Origin of the sequence: Kosakonia sp. (assembly GCF_032104925.1) — a bacterium.
In the GTDB taxonomy this organism is placed as follows: domain Bacteria; phylum Pseudomonadota; class Gammaproteobacteria; order Enterobacterales; family Enterobacteriaceae; genus Kosakonia.
The window spans coordinates 1-16,304 of the sequence record NZ_DAMCGF010000003.1; the positions used below are offsets into that span (position 1 = coordinate 1).

Annotated in this window: 16 protein-coding genes; 7 read left to right on the forward strand and 9 right to left on the reverse strand. The window is 51.4% G+C overall.

What is annotated here, in order from left to right; all coding sequences use genetic code 11:
• Positions 1-548: 548 nt before the first annotated feature.
• The 3 genes from RT644_RS06125 to mgrB all read right to left on the reverse strand — a co-directional run bounded on the left by RT644_RS06125 (position 549) and on the right by mgrB (position 2,062).
• Positions 549-1,538, reverse strand: a complete 990-nt coding sequence (locus tag RT644_RS06125) for an MBL fold metallo-hydrolase (protein ID WP_313626159.1) — start codon at positions 1,536-1,538, stop codon at positions 549-551.
• A gap of 18 nt (positions 1,539-1,556) precedes the next feature.
• Complete coding sequence (locus tag RT644_RS06130; protein WP_020454089.1) at positions 1,557-1,844, reverse strand: YebO family protein; 288 nt, start codon at positions 1,842-1,844, stop codon at positions 1,557-1,559.
• Positions 1,845-1,918: 74 nt separating this feature from the next.
• Complete coding sequence (mgrB, locus tag RT644_RS06135; protein ID WP_017456969.1) at positions 1,919-2,062, reverse strand: PhoP/PhoQ regulator MgrB; 144 nt, start codon at positions 2,060-2,062, stop codon at positions 1,919-1,921.
• 161 nt (positions 2,063-2,223) lie between these two features.
• Here mgrB and RT644_RS06140 point away from each other — a divergent pair, with 161 nt between their 5' ends.
• Entirely contained in the window at positions 2,224-2,463 is a 240-nt protein-coding gene (locus tag RT644_RS06140) for a YobH family protein (protein WP_020454091.1), read from the forward strand.
• Between the two features lie 50 nt (positions 2,464-2,513).
• Here the strand turns inward: RT644_RS06140 and kdgR are convergent, their stop codons facing one another.
• Entirely contained in the window at positions 2,514-3,305 is a 792-nt protein-coding gene (gene kdgR, locus RT644_RS06145) for a DNA-binding transcriptional regulator KdgR (protein WP_017456967.1), read from the reverse strand.
• Positions 3,306-3,482: 177 nt separating this feature from the next.
• Between kdgR and RT644_RS06150 the strand changes: the two genes are divergently transcribed.
• Complete coding sequence (locus RT644_RS06150; protein ID WP_313626160.1) at positions 3,483-4,856, forward strand: MFS transporter; 1,374 nt, start codon at positions 3,483-3,485, stop codon at positions 4,854-4,856.
• Positions 4,857-5,033: 177 nt separating this feature from the next.
• Here RT644_RS06150 and htpX read toward each other — a convergent pair whose 3' ends face one another.
• The 4 genes from htpX to RT644_RS06170 all read right to left on the reverse strand — a co-directional run bounded on the left by htpX (position 5,034) and on the right by RT644_RS06170 (position 9,456).
• A complete protein-coding gene (gene htpX, locus RT644_RS06155) occupies positions 5,034-5,915 on the reverse strand; it encodes a protease HtpX (RefSeq protein WP_044489388.1) in 882 nt (293 codons plus the stop codon).
• Positions 5,916-6,107: 192 nt separating this feature from the next.
• Positions 6,108-8,156: a carboxy terminal-processing peptidase gene (gene prc, locus RT644_RS06160; protein ID WP_045511371.1), complete on the reverse strand. Its 2,049-nt coding sequence runs from the start codon at positions 8,154-8,156 to the stop codon at positions 6,108-6,110.
• Between the two features lie 19 nt (positions 8,157-8,175).
• Complete coding sequence (proQ, locus tag RT644_RS06165; RefSeq protein WP_020454095.1) at positions 8,176-8,862, reverse strand: RNA chaperone ProQ; 687 nt, start codon at positions 8,860-8,862, stop codon at positions 8,176-8,178.
• 96 nt (positions 8,863-8,958) lie between these two features.
• Positions 8,959-9,456: a GAF domain-containing protein gene (locus RT644_RS06170; protein WP_313626161.1), complete on the reverse strand. Its 498-nt coding sequence runs from the start codon at positions 9,454-9,456 to the stop codon at positions 8,959-8,961.
• A 132-nt stretch (positions 9,457-9,588) separates the two neighbouring features.
• Here RT644_RS06170 and yebS point away from each other — a divergent pair, with 132 nt between their 5' ends.
• The 5 genes from yebS (at position 9,589) to RT644_RS06195 (ending at position 15,645) form a co-directional block, all read left to right on the forward strand.
• The gene (yebS, locus tag RT644_RS06175; protein ID WP_313626162.1) at positions 9,589-10,872 is read left to right on the forward strand and encodes a membrane integrity lipid transport subunit YebS; all 1,284 of its coding nucleotides are present in this window, start codon (positions 9,589-9,591) and stop codon (positions 10,870-10,872) included.
• The gene (locus RT644_RS06180; RefSeq protein WP_313626163.1) at positions 10,841-13,474 is read left to right on the forward strand and encodes a PqiB family protein; all 2,634 of its coding nucleotides are present in this window, start codon (positions 10,841-10,843) and stop codon (positions 13,472-13,474) included. Before yebS ends, RT644_RS06180 begins: the two co-directional genes overlap by 32 nt.
• Positions 13,475-13,552: 78 nt before the next feature.
• Positions 13,553-14,992, forward strand: coding sequence for a 16S rRNA (cytosine(1407)-C(5))-methyltransferase RsmF (rsmF, locus tag RT644_RS06185; protein WP_313626164.1), 1,440 nt, complete (start codon positions 13,553-13,555; stop codon positions 14,990-14,992).
• Positions 14,993-15,108: 116 nt separating this feature from the next.
• Positions 15,109-15,348, forward strand: a complete 240-nt coding sequence (locus tag RT644_RS06190) for a YebV family protein (protein ID WP_017456958.1) — start codon at positions 15,109-15,111, stop codon at positions 15,346-15,348.
• A 105-nt stretch (positions 15,349-15,453) separates the two neighbouring features.
• Positions 15,454-15,645 (forward strand): YebW family protein, encoded by a 192-nt coding sequence (locus tag RT644_RS06195; protein ID WP_017456957.1) that lies wholly within the window; start codon positions 15,454-15,456, stop codon positions 15,643-15,645.
• Here RT644_RS06195 and pphA read toward each other — a convergent pair whose 3' ends face one another.
• Positions 15,646-16,290 carry a protein-serine/threonine phosphatase gene (pphA, locus tag RT644_RS06200; RefSeq protein WP_045511355.1) on the reverse strand — a complete coding sequence of 215 codons (645 nt, stop codon included), beginning with the start codon at positions 16,288-16,290 and terminating at the stop codon, positions 15,646-15,648. It lies immediately after the preceding gene.
• Between the last annotated feature and the right edge of the window lie 14 nt (positions 16,291-16,304).

Below are 16,304 nucleotides of genomic sequence, written 5' to 3' on the forward strand. Positions count from 1 at the left end.
GTTTACTCAGGACTTCTTTACTGAAAATGCCACACATAAACAGAACTGTACCTCGATTGACCCAAAACGTGTTATCACATAATACGTAAATTATGGCAAGCCATTTTTAAACATGTCTGGATCCGTCGCACAAATTCAACAGGAACCGAGACTTGTTGTGCACGTTTATGCATAACATTGAACGCTATAACAGACGCTCTGAACACCAATACCAATACTCAAAGCAGCCAATTTATTACTATAGCTCAATAAGTTCCGTTGCTCCATGTCAGCTCCCTCCCCGCTATGCATATAGCGTATATCGTAAGAACTTTTTGCGCATACTTATGCTTTTTTCTAAGACTAGGAAGATTCTTAAACAAATATACGCATCGGAGAAACTATTACCTTAAACCGGTATGGATATTTCTTGTGCAAATAAGCAAAGTTGTGCACCAAAATAATGAAATTATGATGACACTGCCTCATAAAAAGGCAAAGAAAACGTTTCGATATAAATAAAACAACATGATTATAAAAGATCTCATCTTTTTGGAGGAGAGTCTGAATTAACAAAAGGGCAAATACTGCCCAATTTTTAAGATCCTAAAATTGTCATTCTCTGCTGCCGTTTCGGTTAATGCTTGCTGTAACTCTGTTACAGGCTCATCAAGCGATTCGTCCGCCAGCTCAAATACACCCCAATGAATGGGAATCGCAAGTGGTGCCCCCAGTTGTTGCCAAAGCGCGACAGCGCTTTGTGGATCCATATGATTCATTGCCATAAACCAGCGTGGCGCATAAGCCCCAATCGGCAGCGCGATAGTATCCAGTTGACCTAATCGTTGAGGAATAGTGAGCAATTCTGGCGTGTAACCTGTATCACCAGCAAACCAAAAACGCTGCGTGGATGATTCAATGACCCAGCCGCACCACAGCGAGCGATTGCGATCCCACAAAGTGCGCATGCTCCAATGTTGTGCAGGCACCGCGGTGTAGGTCATTCCCTGAAATGTAAAACTTTGCCACCAGTCTAACTCAGTAACATGCTGCGCACCGCGACGACGAAGCCAATCGCCCACCCCCAGAGGCACAAAGAAATGCACATCCGGAAAGCGACACAGCAGCGCACGCACCGTCCACGCGTCCAGGTGATCGTAGTGGTTGTGGGAAATTAAGATCGCGTCCAGTTGCGGAATGTCGGCAATCGCGAGTGCTGGCGGTGTATGCCGCTGAGGACCCGCAAAACTAACAGGTGAAGCACGGTGGGAAAAGACGGGATCGGTGAGGAGATATTGGCCCTGCAGGCGCAAGAGCATACTGGCATGGCCTAACCACCAGAGGCCATCAGCATCACCAGTAATATTGGCTTTTTGCCACCACTGTTCGATAAACCCCGGGTAACCACTGGAGGGTGGTCTGGGAAGCCCGGCGGCTTTGCGCTCTTTCCGCCAGCGCTTAACATCTCCGGCTTGATGGGCGACAGAGGTCGAATTGCTAAAACCTTCCAGCGTGTGGTGCGAGATTGCAGGGTTATACCAGGGGTTTCTCCACGCCATCTCGCACTCCCGGTCTGGCTAGCGCTCTGCGACCAGGCGAATGAAATCATCATCGCCTTTTTGTTGCGCTTTTACTGGCTCAACCGCTTCTTCTTTTTCAGGTTCATTTGACTCGCACAGCCGGCGCAGCAAGGCATTTTGTCGTTTTTGCTGATCCAGCAGAGCTTCGAGTAACTCGATTTGTTCATTCGTACGTGAACTGGCACGATTGATAAAGAACCACAAAACCAGACCGACAAGCAGAACCACCAAAGAAAGGACTATGGACGCAAGGTTGATCGCGCCTGAATTTAATACTTCGTTCATTTCACCACCTCTATATAGACGCGGCATTCTACCACTGACGTCAAGGAAGGAAATCTCTCACTGAAAAAATGCCATTACCAGGGGATGAATTTATTGATGACGCAGATGCCGCTAAAGAATTGTACATCTTGATCACACATTACGTTAAGCATTTGAGTCCAGAGCAGCAGGCAGACTACCAATACGGCAGCCAGAATCAGCCATCTATATTTTCTCACTCCACTCTCCGATACGTTGCAAGGTGTAACCAGGTTATCATGGCTTCCTTAAACCGCGACTAACTGTATCTCCTTTCGGTATTTTTAGGAATGCTGGACTTGTTTCACCAGGTAAATACCGTAGCCTTGTGATACAGTCTACCGATGTGCAAGGAGCAAATATGCGTACACTCATACGAAGCGTTATTATTCTGGCGCTGCTGTGGATTGGGCTCTTGCTGAGCGGTTACGGGGTGTTGATTAACAGTACGGAAAACGCTGCTGGGCTGGGATTGCAATGTAAATATGCTACTGCACGAGGCACCAGTACCGCACAATATGTGCATTCCAGTAATGGTTTTTTGGGTCTGGCAAACTGCCCGCTGTTGCGTAAAAGCGATACCGTAGTCGATAACGGCTAATCCTTTACACAAAAAAAGCCGCCTCTTCAGGCGGCTTTTTTTATCTTCATTCAGAACGGATAGTCGTTATAACCCATTTGTTCGGAAATTTTGCGCGCGGCATTGTGCAGCATTTCTACGTACTCATGCAGGCGTTCTTCCGAAAAGCGCAATGTCGGGAAAGAAATACTTAAACCAGCAATCACAACGCCGAAACGGTCAAAAACCGGTACGCCAATACAGCGTAAGCCTTCTTCCTGCTCTTCGTTGTCTTCGCCATAACCCTGCTGACGCACAATATCCAGCATCGGCAACAGATCTTCGGTGCTGGTGATAGTGCGCTCAGTGCTGCGCTTATACTCAACACCTTCAAGAATCTGCTTCACTTCTTCACGATCGCGCCATGCCAGCAGGACTTTACCAATCGCGGTACTGTACAGCGGGTTACGGCGACCAATGCGCGAATACATGCGCAGATTGTACATTGAATCAATTTTATGGATGTAGACGATGCTATCTTCATCCAGCGCGCCCAGGTGGATGGTCTCTTTCGTCAGACGAGAAAGCTCACGCATTTGGATATCTGCGCTGCGGATCAAATCAACGTTTTGCAATGCGCGCGCGCCGAGCTCAAAAAGCTTCAGCGTCAGGGAATATTTTTCAGACTCCCCTTCCTGCGCGACATAACCTAACGATTTCATGGTTTGCAAAAAGCGATAAACGGTGCTTTTCGACATCATGACACGTTGCGAAAGCTCGGTGATGCCGATTTCACGCTCTTCTCCGAGCGCCTGCAGAATGCCAAATACCTTCAATACAGAAGAGACAGAATCTGGCTGCTTGTCCAAATCTGCGATTGCCATTAATCACCTCATCGCCTGTGTTTTATAAAATTCAGAATCGGTTTTTATTATAAATTCGTCATCCGGTCACCGCAATGCGCGTTTGTCAACTTCGTTACAAATCTGCGACATAAAACCGGAATGCCAATGATAGAATTATTATACAAATAACTTTGTGACATTAGCCCTGAAATTTCCATGGATAAAACTTCCCTTGATGGCTTGCCCATTCCACAGCGTTACGGCGCAATTCTGACAATTATTATTGGCATCGCCATGGCCGTGCTGGACGGTGCAATTGCAAACGTTGCTCTACCGACCATTGCCCGGGATCTCAATGCTTCCGCTGCCAGTTCAATCTGGATTGTGAATGCCTATCAAATTGCGATCGTCGTTTCACTACTGACCCTTTCATTCCTTGGCGATATGTTTGGTTATCGCCGGGTTTATCAATGCGGCCTGGTGCTCTTTACGCTTACCTCACTATTTTGCGCGCTTTCCGACTCGTTATTGACCTTAACACTAGCGCGTGTTGCGCAGGGATTTGGCGGTGCCGCGCTGATGAGCGTTAATACTGCGCTCATTCGGCTGATTTACCCCTATCGAAGCCTGGGACGCGGCATGGGCATTAACTCGTTCGTTGTCGCCGTATCATCTGCAGCAGGGCCGACCATTGCAGCGGCCATTCTTTCTGTTGCTTCCTGGCAATGGTTATTCCTGATCAATGTACCGCTGGGTATTCTCGCCTTGCTACTGGCAATAAAATATTTACCTCCCAATGCGACACGCAGTGCAAAACCTCAATTCGACCTGCCCAGCGCAGTGATGAACGCACTGACATTCGGCTTGTTAATCACTGCTCTTAGCAGCTTCGCACAGGGGCAATCCACGGTGTTAGTGTTGGTGGAGTTGGCCGCATTGTTGCTGATTGGCTCACTTTTTATTCGCCGACAGTTGAAATTACCCGTGCCCTTATTACCAGTAGATTTGCTGCGGATCCCGCTTTTTTCTTTGTCGATTGGCACTTCGGTCTGTTCATTTTGCGCACAGATGCTGGCGCTGGTTTCGCTGCCCTTCTTTTTGCAGACGGTGCTTGGGCGCAGTGAGGTGGAAACAGGTTTGCTGTTAACGCCCTGGCCGCTGGCGACAATGGTGATGGCTCCGCTGGCAGGATATCTGATTGAGCGCGTTCATGCCGGGCTTCTGGGTGGGTTAGGAATGATCATGATGGCGGGCGGGTTATTTGCACTGGCGTTGCTACCATCGGCACCGGCTGATACTGATATCATCTGGCGAATGGCATTATGCGGTGCAGGTTTCGGTCTGTTTCAGTCGCCCAACAACCACACTATTATCACTGCAGCGCCACGACAGCGCAGCGGTGGTGCCAGCGGCATGCTGGGTACGGCGAGGTTACTGGGACAAAGCGCCGGTGCTGCGCTGGTAGCGCTGATGTTTAATCTTTTTGAAACACATGGGACGCATATCTCGTTGCTACTGGCAGGAACACTCGCCACGATCGCCGCCGTAATCAGCAGTCTACGAATTACACAGCCGCGCGCCAGTGAGTGAGAAAGCGCTTGTATAGCACACCATCGAAGTAATTAACGTCCTGCCCGTTCGGTAAGCTTTAAATCCGGATGCCGTAGGGCAAAACAAATCTGTTGCTTACCGCATCCACAGAACTTGGTTTTAGCTGGGCAATAAAAAACGCGTCATTCGACGCGTTTTTTTATTCCAGGTAACCTGTTATTTCAGATATTCGCCGGAACGCAATGCTTCAATACGTTTATCCAGCGGCGGGTGAGTCATGAACAGTTCACTCAGCGATTTTGACTTACCGTTGATACAGAAAGCCATCATGCTGCTTGCTTCCTGCGGTTCATAACTGGTTTTCAAACGCTGGAGGGCAGCAATCATCTTCTCACGGCCAACCAATTTTGCAGATCCGGCATCGGCATGGAATTCGCGGTAACGCGAGAACCACATGGTGATAATGCTCGCCAGAATACCAAACACCAGCTCCAGCACGGTTGCAACAGCGAAGTAGATCAGCGGGTTGCCGTTAGTTTCTTCGCCATCATCACGGTTGCCACTGAGGAAACCTGACGCTATTTGCGCAATGATACGTGAAATGAAGATAACAAAGGTGTTCACGATACCCTGAATCAGCGTCATGGTGACCATGTCGCCATTTGCGATGTGGCTGATTTCATGGGCGATAACGGCTTCGGCCTCATCGCGGCTCATGTTTTGCAGCAGGCCGGTGCTGACAGCAACCAGCGAAGCATCACGGCGCGCACCGGTTGCGAAGGCATTGATATCCGGCGCATGGTAAATAGCCACCTGCGGCATCGCGATACCCGCCTGGCGAGACTGCCGGGCAACGGTGTCAATCAGCCAGCGCTCCATATCGTTACGTGGCTGTTCAATCACTTCACCACCGACAGATTTCAGCGCCATCCATTTCGACATCAACAGCGAAATGAACGAGCCGCCAAAACCAAACAGCAGCGCCATAATTAACAAGCCCTGAACGCTGCTCGACTGAATGCCCGTCAGGCTAAGTACCAGACCGAACACCAACATGACGGCCAGGTTAGTCAACAGGAAGAGCGCGATTCGCATCATAATTTTCTTTTAACCTCGACTTAACAAAACGCACTATGCGATTACCCACATCGTATGGGCATAGCGGTTATTTTCAAGCATCCGAGCGGCGTAAGTCACGAGAAAAACACAACTTTACATTTTGTAGTACATTGCTTACGCCAGAGAGGAGTTGTTAAAAAAACAGGCACAATTTCTTGTGCCTGTTTTATTTTACTTGGCGGGAGCGGGCTGTTCCGCTGGTTGATCTTTTTCCAGATGCGCCAGATCCAGGGCAATATGAACCGTTTCATCAAGATACGGATCGGGCTCCTGATAATCCTTTGGCAAATCATCCAGTTTTTTCAGTAACGGTTTGCCTTCGCGTTTGAAGCGATCGTTGAGACGAGAGAGACGAATGGCATCATCTTCCGCATTCTCTTTCTCACGCTGCGCCAGGTTAAGAGAAACGATGTTACGTTTATCTTTCAACGCATCGAAACGCGCAATGTCTTTCATGATGTACTGGAACTCAGGATCTTTGGCGATCCGTTCCTCATGATCTTTGAGCAGCTCCGCGCCAAACGGTTTTAAATCGCCAGACTTGACGAACGTAGCCGCGTTAATGCTGTCCCACGGCAGTGCGTTGTCTTCAAATTTTTCACCGGTTTCAGTAACCTGCGTGCCCGTTGGCATAATAATGTCCGGCGTTACACCTTTACGCTGCGTGCTCCCACCGTTAACACGATAGAATTTCTGAATGGTGTACTGCACCGATCCCAGCGCCGGCCACTCAGGACGAAGCATCTGATCGTAAATACGGTTGAGCGAGCGATATTGCTGAACAGTACCTTTACCAAACGTCGGTTCGCCGACGATCAGCGCGCGACCATAGTCCTGCATTGCAGCCGCAAAGATTTCTGATGCAGAGGCGCTAAAGCGGTCAACCAGCACCACCAGCGGGCCTTTATAATAGACCACGCCGTCGGTATCACTGTCTTCACGCACTTTACCGTTGTTATCACGAACCTGTACTACCGGGCCGGACGGAATAAACAGACCGGAGAGCGATACCGCTTCCGTCAGCGCGCCGCCGCCGTTAGTACGCAGGTCGATAACCACGCTGCTAACGTTTTGTTTTTCAAGTTTTTGCAACTGGACTTTGACATCGTCAGTCAGACCAACGTAGAAGCCCGGGATGTCGAGAACGCCAACTTTTTCTTTGCCGACGCTCTTCACTGACATTTTCACAGCGCGATCTTCGAGACGAATCCGTTCACGCGTCAGGGTAACAATACGCGTTTTGGTGCCCTTACCCGCCGGCAGGATTTCGAGGCGCACTTTACTGCCTTTTGGTCCTTTAATCAGCGCAACCACATCGTCAAGACGCCAGCCGATAACATCAACCATGTTCTGGCCAGTTTGACCTACACCTACGATGCGATCGCCAACGCTGATAGCTTTGCTTTTCGCCGCCGGGCCGCCCGCGACCATAGAGTTGATCACGGTATAGTCGTCATCTCCCTGCAACACCGCGCCAATCCCCTCAAGAGACAGGCTCATTTCGGTGTTAAATTGCTCGGTATTACGTGGAGAAAGGTAGTTGGTATGCGGGTCAATTTCACGCGCAAAAGAGGTCATGGCTAACGAGAACACGTCTTCGCTATTGGTTTGCGCCAAACGGCGAATCGCAAACTTATAACGACGCGTCAGCGTGTCGCGGATCTCTTTCTCGTCTTTTCCGGTCAGCTTCAGGCTAAGCTCATCGTACTTAACTTTGCCGTCCCACAGCGCATTCAGTTCCGCTTCATCTTTTGGCCATGGCGCTTTGCTACGGTCAAGGTTAAAGGTGTCATTGCCGGAAAAATCCATTGGGCGCTCAAGCACCTTCAGCGCGTACTGGTAGCGCTCAAAACGACGTTTCTGCGCCAGGTTGTACAGGTCGTAAAATACGTCCAGTTTACCGCTGCGCAGTTCGTCGCCAATCAGGCTTTTTTTCTGGGAGAACTGTTCGACATCGCTCGCCAACAGCACATTGTGGCTGTAGTCGAGCAGATTGAGATAACGATTGAAAATCTTCGCCGAAAAAGCGGCGTCTAAATCAAACTGACGGTAGTGAGAGCGGGTGAAACGCGAGGTAACGCGTTCGCTCACCGTCGCGTGCTGGGTCTCTTCCTTTAATACCGGAATTTGATCGGCACGGGTAATATCTTCCACAGCCAGAGCGTGGCCTGTTACGAATAACAGACCAGCCAATGCTGTGCGCTTAAACAAAGTGTTCATGCCAGGCCAGGCCTCCGTTTCAGAACATTAAATGTTCTGCGCGTACAATCATCGACATACCCGAGCTAAGCTGTACGCGAACGCCATCTTTAGTGATTTCCAGCACCGTGGCGTCCATCGCATTATTCCCTGCTTTCACCTTCAGGTTTTGACCAACGCTCAGCACAGATAAATCTGAAACCGGTGTATGGCGCTCTTCCTGCTGAGGTGCACGCTGGGTTTTCGCGACAGGTTTGTCAGTACGAGGTTTGCGTTCAGCACCCTCTTTACGACGCGGAGCCGGGCGAGCTTTACGCTCACGGCGCGGCGTCTCTTCTTGACCTGCGGCAGCAGCGGCTTCTCGTTTTTTAGCTTGCTGTTCAGCACGTTGTGCCTGAACGCGCGCTTTGGCTTCTTCAAGCTGTTTGCGGGCATGTTCTACGTGTTGCTCATCCAGCACGCCACACGCGTTGCCATCGAGATCCACACGCGCCGCACCCGCTTTGATACCGTAGAGGTAACGCCAGCTTGAAGTATAAAGACGTAAAGCGGAACGAAGTTGGGTTTTGCTGAGATTCATCTCACCCTCAACACGCTCGACGAGATCCTGAAAAATACCGATTTTCAGGGGGCGTGCTTCGCCTTCAGCACTGAAACAGTGTGGGAAACGTTCGGCCAAAAAAGCGATAACTTCTTTACTGCTATTCAACTTAGGTTGATTTTCCATGAAATTTCCTGATTACAACGGACGTTGCCAACAAGCGCAGGCATGAACAGGCGTCATTATAATGACGCTATCGGTAAATGCTACGTTATCCGTTGATTATCCTGCGACGGGTGCAAAGATTTTTTGATAATCGGTCGCCGCAAGAACGTTTTCAAGATGCGAAACCAGTTCGCGCAGCCCCTGTTCATCCTCGGCGGTGAAGCGAGAAAAGACGACGCTGTCGATATCCAGCACGCCAATAATCTGATTATTTACCGTTATCGGCAGTACGATTTCAGAATTACTTGCCGCATCACAGGCAATATGACCATCGAACTGATGCACATCTTCCACACGCTGAACGCGATTTTGCGCAACCGCAGTGCCGCAAACTCCTCGCCCAACCGGAATGCGCACACAGGCAATTTTGCCCTGGAACGGCCCTAACACCAGCGTATCCGCTTCCAGAAGATAAAAACCGGCCCAGTTCACCCCATCAAGGCGTTCAAATAACAGCGCGCTAGTATTCGCGAGCGTCGCTAAAAAACTGGTTTCACCTGCCATTAACGCCTGAAAATCGCGGTTTAAATCCGCGTAAAATTCTGTTTTGTTCATTATCCAACCACTTTGGTGTCTTACTTCGAAAAACTGCTTAGCCTATTAAAATAAGCATTAAATGCGTTGATGCTCAAGATGTTCCATTCATGAGTTAAGATAGATGCATCTAAACATTTTCTGATACCCGCAATGGCACTAAAGATACAACAAATTACGCCGGGGAAAAAAATCGCCGTTCATCGCGTGGGTGAAGCGCTGCCACGCGCACATTACCAGCGCTGCCCCCAGTGCGATACGCTTTTTGCGTTACCGGTTATGAAATCGCACCAAAGTGCATTTTGCCCCAGTTGTGATGCGAAAGTTCGTGACGGACGGGACTGGTCATTAACGCGCCTCGGTGCGATGGCGGTGACTATGATCCTCTTGATGCCCTTCGCCTGGGGTGAACCGCTGCTACATCTCTATTTACTCGGTGTACGTATTGACGCCAATTTGTTGCAGGGTATCTGGCAAATGACCGCCCAAGGCTCGCCGATCACCGGCGCGATGGTGCTGTTTTGCACCGTTGGCGCGCCGCTGGTGCTGGTTACAGCTATCGCCTATTTATGGCTTGGCAACATCCTCGGCATGAATCTGCGCCCGGTGTTGTTAATGCTGGAAAAACTCAAAGAGTGGGTGATGCTGGATATCTATCTGGTTGGTGTTGGCGTCGCCTCGATTAAAGTGCAGGACTATGCCTACATCCAACCGGGTATCGGGTTGTTTGCGTTTGTCGCACTCGTGATTTTAAGCATAATGACGCTAATCCATTTGAACGTTGAACAGCTGTGGGAGCGCTTTTATCCGCAACGCCCGGCGAGACGCCCCGATCCCAAGTTACTGATCTGTCTGGGTTGCCATTTTACCGGTTATCCGGACGTTCGCGGTCGCTGCCCTCGCTGCCACATTCCATTAACGCATCGTCGTAAACAGAGTTTGCAGAAATGCTGGGCATCACTTCTCGCATCATTGATCTTTCTGTTTCCAGCGAACCTGCTCCCAATCTCCGTTATTTACGTCAACGGCACACGACAAGAAGATACGATTATGTCGGGGATAATTTCGCTGGCGCACAGCAATGTTGCCGTGGCGGGTGTGGTGTTTATCGCCAGTATTCTGGTGCCGTTTACCAAAGTGATCGTGCTGTTTACACTGCTTCTTAGCATCCATTTCAAATTTGAACAGGGGTTACGCACTCGTATTTTACTTTTGCGCTTTGTGACCTGGATTGGGCGTTGGTCGATGCTCGATCTGTTTGTCATTTCATTAATGATGTCACTGATTAACCGCGACCAACTCCTCGCTTTTACTATGGGACCCGCTGCGTTTTATTTCGGTGCAGCGGTAATTTTGACTATTCTTGCTGTGGAATGGCTGGACAGCCGCTTACTTTGGGATGCACATGAGTCAGGAAACCCCCGCTTCGCCGACTGAAGCGCGTATTAAAACAAAACGGCGCATTTCGCCTTTCTGGTTGCTCCCGGTCATCGCCCTGCTCATTGCGGGCTGGCTTATCTGGAGCAGTTATAAAGATCGCGGCAACACCATCACGATTGATTTTATGTCCGCCGATGGCATTGTTGCAGGGCGTACCCCTGTCCGCTATCAGGGCGTTGAAGTCGGCACGGTGCAGGACATCCGCCTGAGCGAAGATCTGAAGAAAATCGAAGTCCGCGCCAGTATCAAATCCAATATGAAAGACGCCTTGCGCAGTGAAACTCAGTTCTGGCTGGTTACGCCGAAAGCGTCGCTGGCGGGCGTTTCAGGGCTCGATGCGCTGGTAGGCGGTAACTATATTGGCATGATGCCAGGCAAAGGCGAACCGCAGGAGCACTTCACCGCGCTGGATACGCAACCGAAATATCGCCTGAACAACGGCGAATTAATGATCCATCTTCATGCTCCGGACTTAGGGGCGCTGAACAGCGGTTCACTGGTCTACTTCCGTAAAATCCCGGTCGGGCGCGTGTATGACTATTCGATCAACACCAATAAACAGGGCGTCACCATTGATGTATTGATCGAGCGCCGTTTCACCAATCTGGTGAAAAAAGGCAGCCGTTTCTGGAACGTTTCCGGCGTGAAAGCCGATGTCGGCTTGAGCGGTGCCAAAGTCGAACTTGAAAGTCTGGCGGCACTGGTCAACGGTGCAATCGCTTTTGACTCGCCTGAAGCCTCGCAACCCGCCGCCCAGGACGACGAATATGGCTTATACGAAGACCTGGCGCACAGCCAGCGCGGCGTACTGGTGAAACTCGATTTGCCGGGCGGCCAGGGATTAAAAGCCGGTTCAACACCGCTGATGTATCAGGGGCTGGAAGTGGGGCAACTGACTAAAATTAACCTCAACCCTGGCGGCGCTGTCAGCGGCGAGTTAACTGTTGATCCGAGTGTGGTGAACCTGTTGCGCGATAACACGCGCATCGAAATGCACAATCCCAAAATTTCACTGAGCAATACCAATCTCAGCTCCCTGCTGACCGGCAGCACGCTGGAGCTGGTGCCGGGTGAAGGTCAACCGCGTAATCAGTTTGTTGTCCTGCCGGCGGACAAAAACCTGTTGCAGGAACCGGGTGTGGTAACCCTGACACTCACCGCACCGGAAAGCTACGGTATTGACGCCGGACAACCGCTGGTGCTCCATGGCGTGCAGGTCGGCCAGGTGCTGGAGCGCAACCTGACGAGCCAGGGCGTTACGTTTGCTGTCGCTATTGATCCGCAGTATCGCGATTTAGTGCACGGGGACAGTAAGTTCGTCGTCAACAGCCGTGTTGATGTCAAAGTAGGACTGGATGGCGTTGAGTTCCTCGCCGCCAGCGCTAATGAGTGGCTCAGCGGCGGCATCCGCATTCTGCCTGGTGCCAAAGGCGAGATGAAAAACAGTTACCCTCTGTTCGCCAATCTCGATAAGGCTCTCGAAAACAGCCTGAGCGACCTGCCAACCACCACGCTGACGCTGACGGCGGACACGCTACCGGACGTTCAGGCCGGTTCAGTGGTGCTGTACCGCAAGTTTGAAGTCGGCGAAGTGATTACCGTGCGTCCGCGCGCGAATGCGTTTGATATTGAACTGCATATCAAACCGGAATACCGCAACTTACTGACCAGCAATAGCGTTTTCTGGGCTGAAGGTGGCGCGAAAGTACAACTGAACGGTAGCGGCCTCACCGTGCAGGCCGCCCCGCTCTCGCGCGCCATCAAGGGCGCTATCAGTTTCGATAACCTTAGCGGTGCCAGTGGACGTGTGCGCAAAGGCGATAAACGCGTACTTTATGCTTCAGAAACCGCGGCTCGCGCGGTCGGTGGGCAGATTACATTACATGCATTTGACGCCGGAAAAATGGCGGCGGGCATGCCTATTCGTTATCTGGGAATCGATATCGGGCAAATTCAGGACCTGCAACTGATTACCGATAAGAACGAAGTCCAGGCGAGCGCCGTGCTGTATCCGGAATATGTCCAGACGTTTGCCCGCGCCGGGTCACGCTTCTCGGTGATCACTCCGCAAATCTCCGCTGCGGGTGTCGAACACCTTGATACCTTGTTGCAGCCCTATATCAATGTGGAGCCGGGCCGCGGCGACGCGCGGCGCGACTTTGAAATTTCAGAAGCCACCATTACCGATTCCCGCTACCTCGATGGTCTGAATATCGTTGTCGAAGCGCCGGAAGCGGGTTCGATCAACATCGGCACCCCGGTGTTATTCCGCGGTATCGAAGTTGGCACCGTTACCGGCATGATGCTGGGAACGCTTTCCGATCGCGTGATGATTGGCATGCGGATCAGTAAACGCTATCAGCACCTGGTACGGAATAACTCGGTGTTCTGGCTCGCTTCCGGTTACTCGCTGGACTTTGGTCTGGTTGGCGGTGTGGTGAAAACAGGGACTTTCAACCAGTTTATTCGCGGTGGTATCGCCTTCGCTACGCCGCCCGAAACACCGCTGGCGCCGAAAGCGCAACCGGGTAAACACTTCCTGCTGCTCGAAAGCGAACCCAAAGAGTGGCGCCAGTGGGGCACCGCCCTGCCGCGTTAAGCCAGCAGGCTCCGGCGTGCTTGCGCCGGAGCCTTTGTGTTACACTGCACGCCTGTTTTTACTCCTGTGGTACGCCCCGTGGCTCAAAACGCTGTCTATCTTCCGGATGAATTTCTGGCGCAAATGCGTCAAGCCATGCCGGAACATCTCTCGTTCGATGAATTTATTGCTGCCTGTCAACGCCCACTGCGGCGCAGTATCCGCGTCAATACGCTGAAAATTGCCGTTAACGACTTTCTGGAACTGGTCGCGCCTTATGGCTGGCAATTAACGCCGGTACCGTGGTGTGCGGAAGGTTTCTGGATCGAGCGCGATGATGAAGACACATTGCCACTGGGCAGCACCGCAGAGCACCTGAGCGGCCTGTTTTATATTCAGGAAGCCAGTTCAATGTTGCCCGTAGCAGCGCTGTTTGCCGACGGGGAAATGCCGCAGCGGGTGATAGATGTCGCCGCAGCCCCAGGTTCTAAAACCACGCAGATTGCCGCACGGATGGGCAACAAGGGCGCGATCCTCGCAAATGAGTTTTCCGCCAGCCGCGTAAAAGTATTGCATGCCAACATCAGTCGCAACGGCATCAGCAACGTGGCGCTGACCCATTTTGACGGACGCGTATTCGGTCCGGCATTACCAGAAATGTTCGATGCTGTTTTGCTTGATGCGCCCTGCTCAGGCGAAGGCGTGGTACGTAAAGATGCTGACGCGCTAAAAAACTGGTCTGTTGCCAGTAACCTTGAGATTGCCGCCATCCAGCGCGAGTTGATCGACAGCGCATTCCACGCCTTAAAACCCGGGGGAACCCTGGTCTACTCAACCTGCACCCTTAATCGTGACGAAAACGAAGCGATCTGCCACTGGCTGCAGGCTAAGTACCCGCATGCTGTACAATTTTTGCCGCTCGGTGAACTGTTCCCGCAAGCCAGCCAGGCGCTCACCGCAGAAGGTTTTCTGCATGTGTTCCCGCAGATTTACGACTGTGAAGGTTTTTTTGTTGCCCGCCTGCGCAAAACCGCCGCGATAGCGCCGTTGCCCGCGCCGACTTACAAGGTCGGTAATTTTCCCTTTACCCCGCTGAAACCCAAAGACGCCGCGCAGGTGGCAGCAGCAGCTGCGCAGGTTGGTCTTCAATGGAGCGACGAGCTGCATTTATGGCAGCGGGATAAAGAGATTTGGCTGTTCCCGGCGCAGATCGAGCCACTGATTGGCAAAGTCCGTTTTTCGCGTATTGGTATTCGTCTTGCTGAGACCTATAACAAAGGGTATCGCTGGCAGCATGAGGCCGTTATTGCTCTCGCCGGTCTTAATAATCCGCTGGCGTTTGCGCTGACGCTCGCGGAGGCGGAAGAGTGGTATCGCGGGCGCGATATTTACCCGCAAAATCCTCCCAAAAATGATGAAGTGATTGTCACTTTCCAGGGCCAGCCTCTGGGGCTTGCCAAAAAAATTGGTTCACGTCTGAAAAACAGTTATCCCCGTGAACTGGTACGTGATGGGCGATTGTTCGCCGGTAATGCGTGACAGTGCGCTAAAAAAACGCATTTTTTGACTGGCGACTTGCTCATTGTTGTACCAGGCTGAAATGTGGGTGACCTTACTGGTCATACCACATTTTTTGACGATCAACGGAGAGCATTATGACGAAAACCAGCGTGCGTATTGGCGCATTTGAAATCGATGATGCCGAGTTGCAGGGAGATAATCAGGGCGAGCGAACGTTACGCATTCCCTGCAGTTCTGACCCGGATTTATGTATGCAGCTTGATGCCTGGGACGCGGATACCAGCATTCCCGCGATCCTGAATGGCGAACACTCGGTGCTTTATCGCGAACATTACGATCAGAAATCTGATACCTGGGTTATGCGTCTTGCCTGACCCAAAGGGAACCCGTCCGCAAGACGGGTTATTTACCTGCCTGATTTCCCCTGCCCTCATTCATCCCCTACACTTATCGTTACGTTGTACAGCGCTGAGGATGGAATGTTCGCTCTGGTTTTATTTGTTTGCTACCTGGACGGTGGATGCGATGACATCGTGGTTGATGTCTATAACACGGAACAGCAGTGTCTCATCGCAATGAACGATCAGCGAATGCGCCACGGCGGCTGTTTTCCGGTAGAAGAGTTTATCGATGGTTTCTGGCACCCGGCTAACGAGTTCAGCGATTTCTGATCACTGAAGCTGTACCAGCGTCAGTTCGCCGCCAAAAACCGCCCCGGTATCAATATAGTGCTGATTGTGCCCATCAAAACGCTGCTTAAGCGGAGTATGGCCAAACCAGAAATGATCGGCCCCCGCGATGCGATTGCCTTTACCGGCTAAAAGCTGGTTAAGCCGGTCGCGCCGCCAGAGCACGGATTCACTGTCCACCTCCTGTTCCCACAGATACTCCTCTGCCGGATAGTCTGCATGGGCAATCACATTCACCTCCTCCCTGCAGCGCAACTCCATAATGTATGGCAATTCAGCGCAGGTACGCAGTGCTTCGAGCGCCTGTTGCTGCTGCGCTTCATCAAGCGTGCTAAACCAGGTGCCGCCATTAAGCTGCCACATCGCCATCTCGCCGTAACGCAGCGCGTCGATAGCCATCTGTTCATGATTGCCACGCACGGTACGAAACCAGGGTTTATTGAGTAATTCAAGGCATTGCAGGCTTTGCGGACCACGATCGATTAGATCACCGACGCAGATGAGTAAATCCTGATAGGGATCAAAGTGGCGTTCCCGTAAGGCTTGCATTAAACGCTGGTGGCAACCGTGTAGATCGCCGACAATCCAAATATGTCGCCAGTGAATGCCTTCAATACGCTGATACATATTCATCCCCCCCT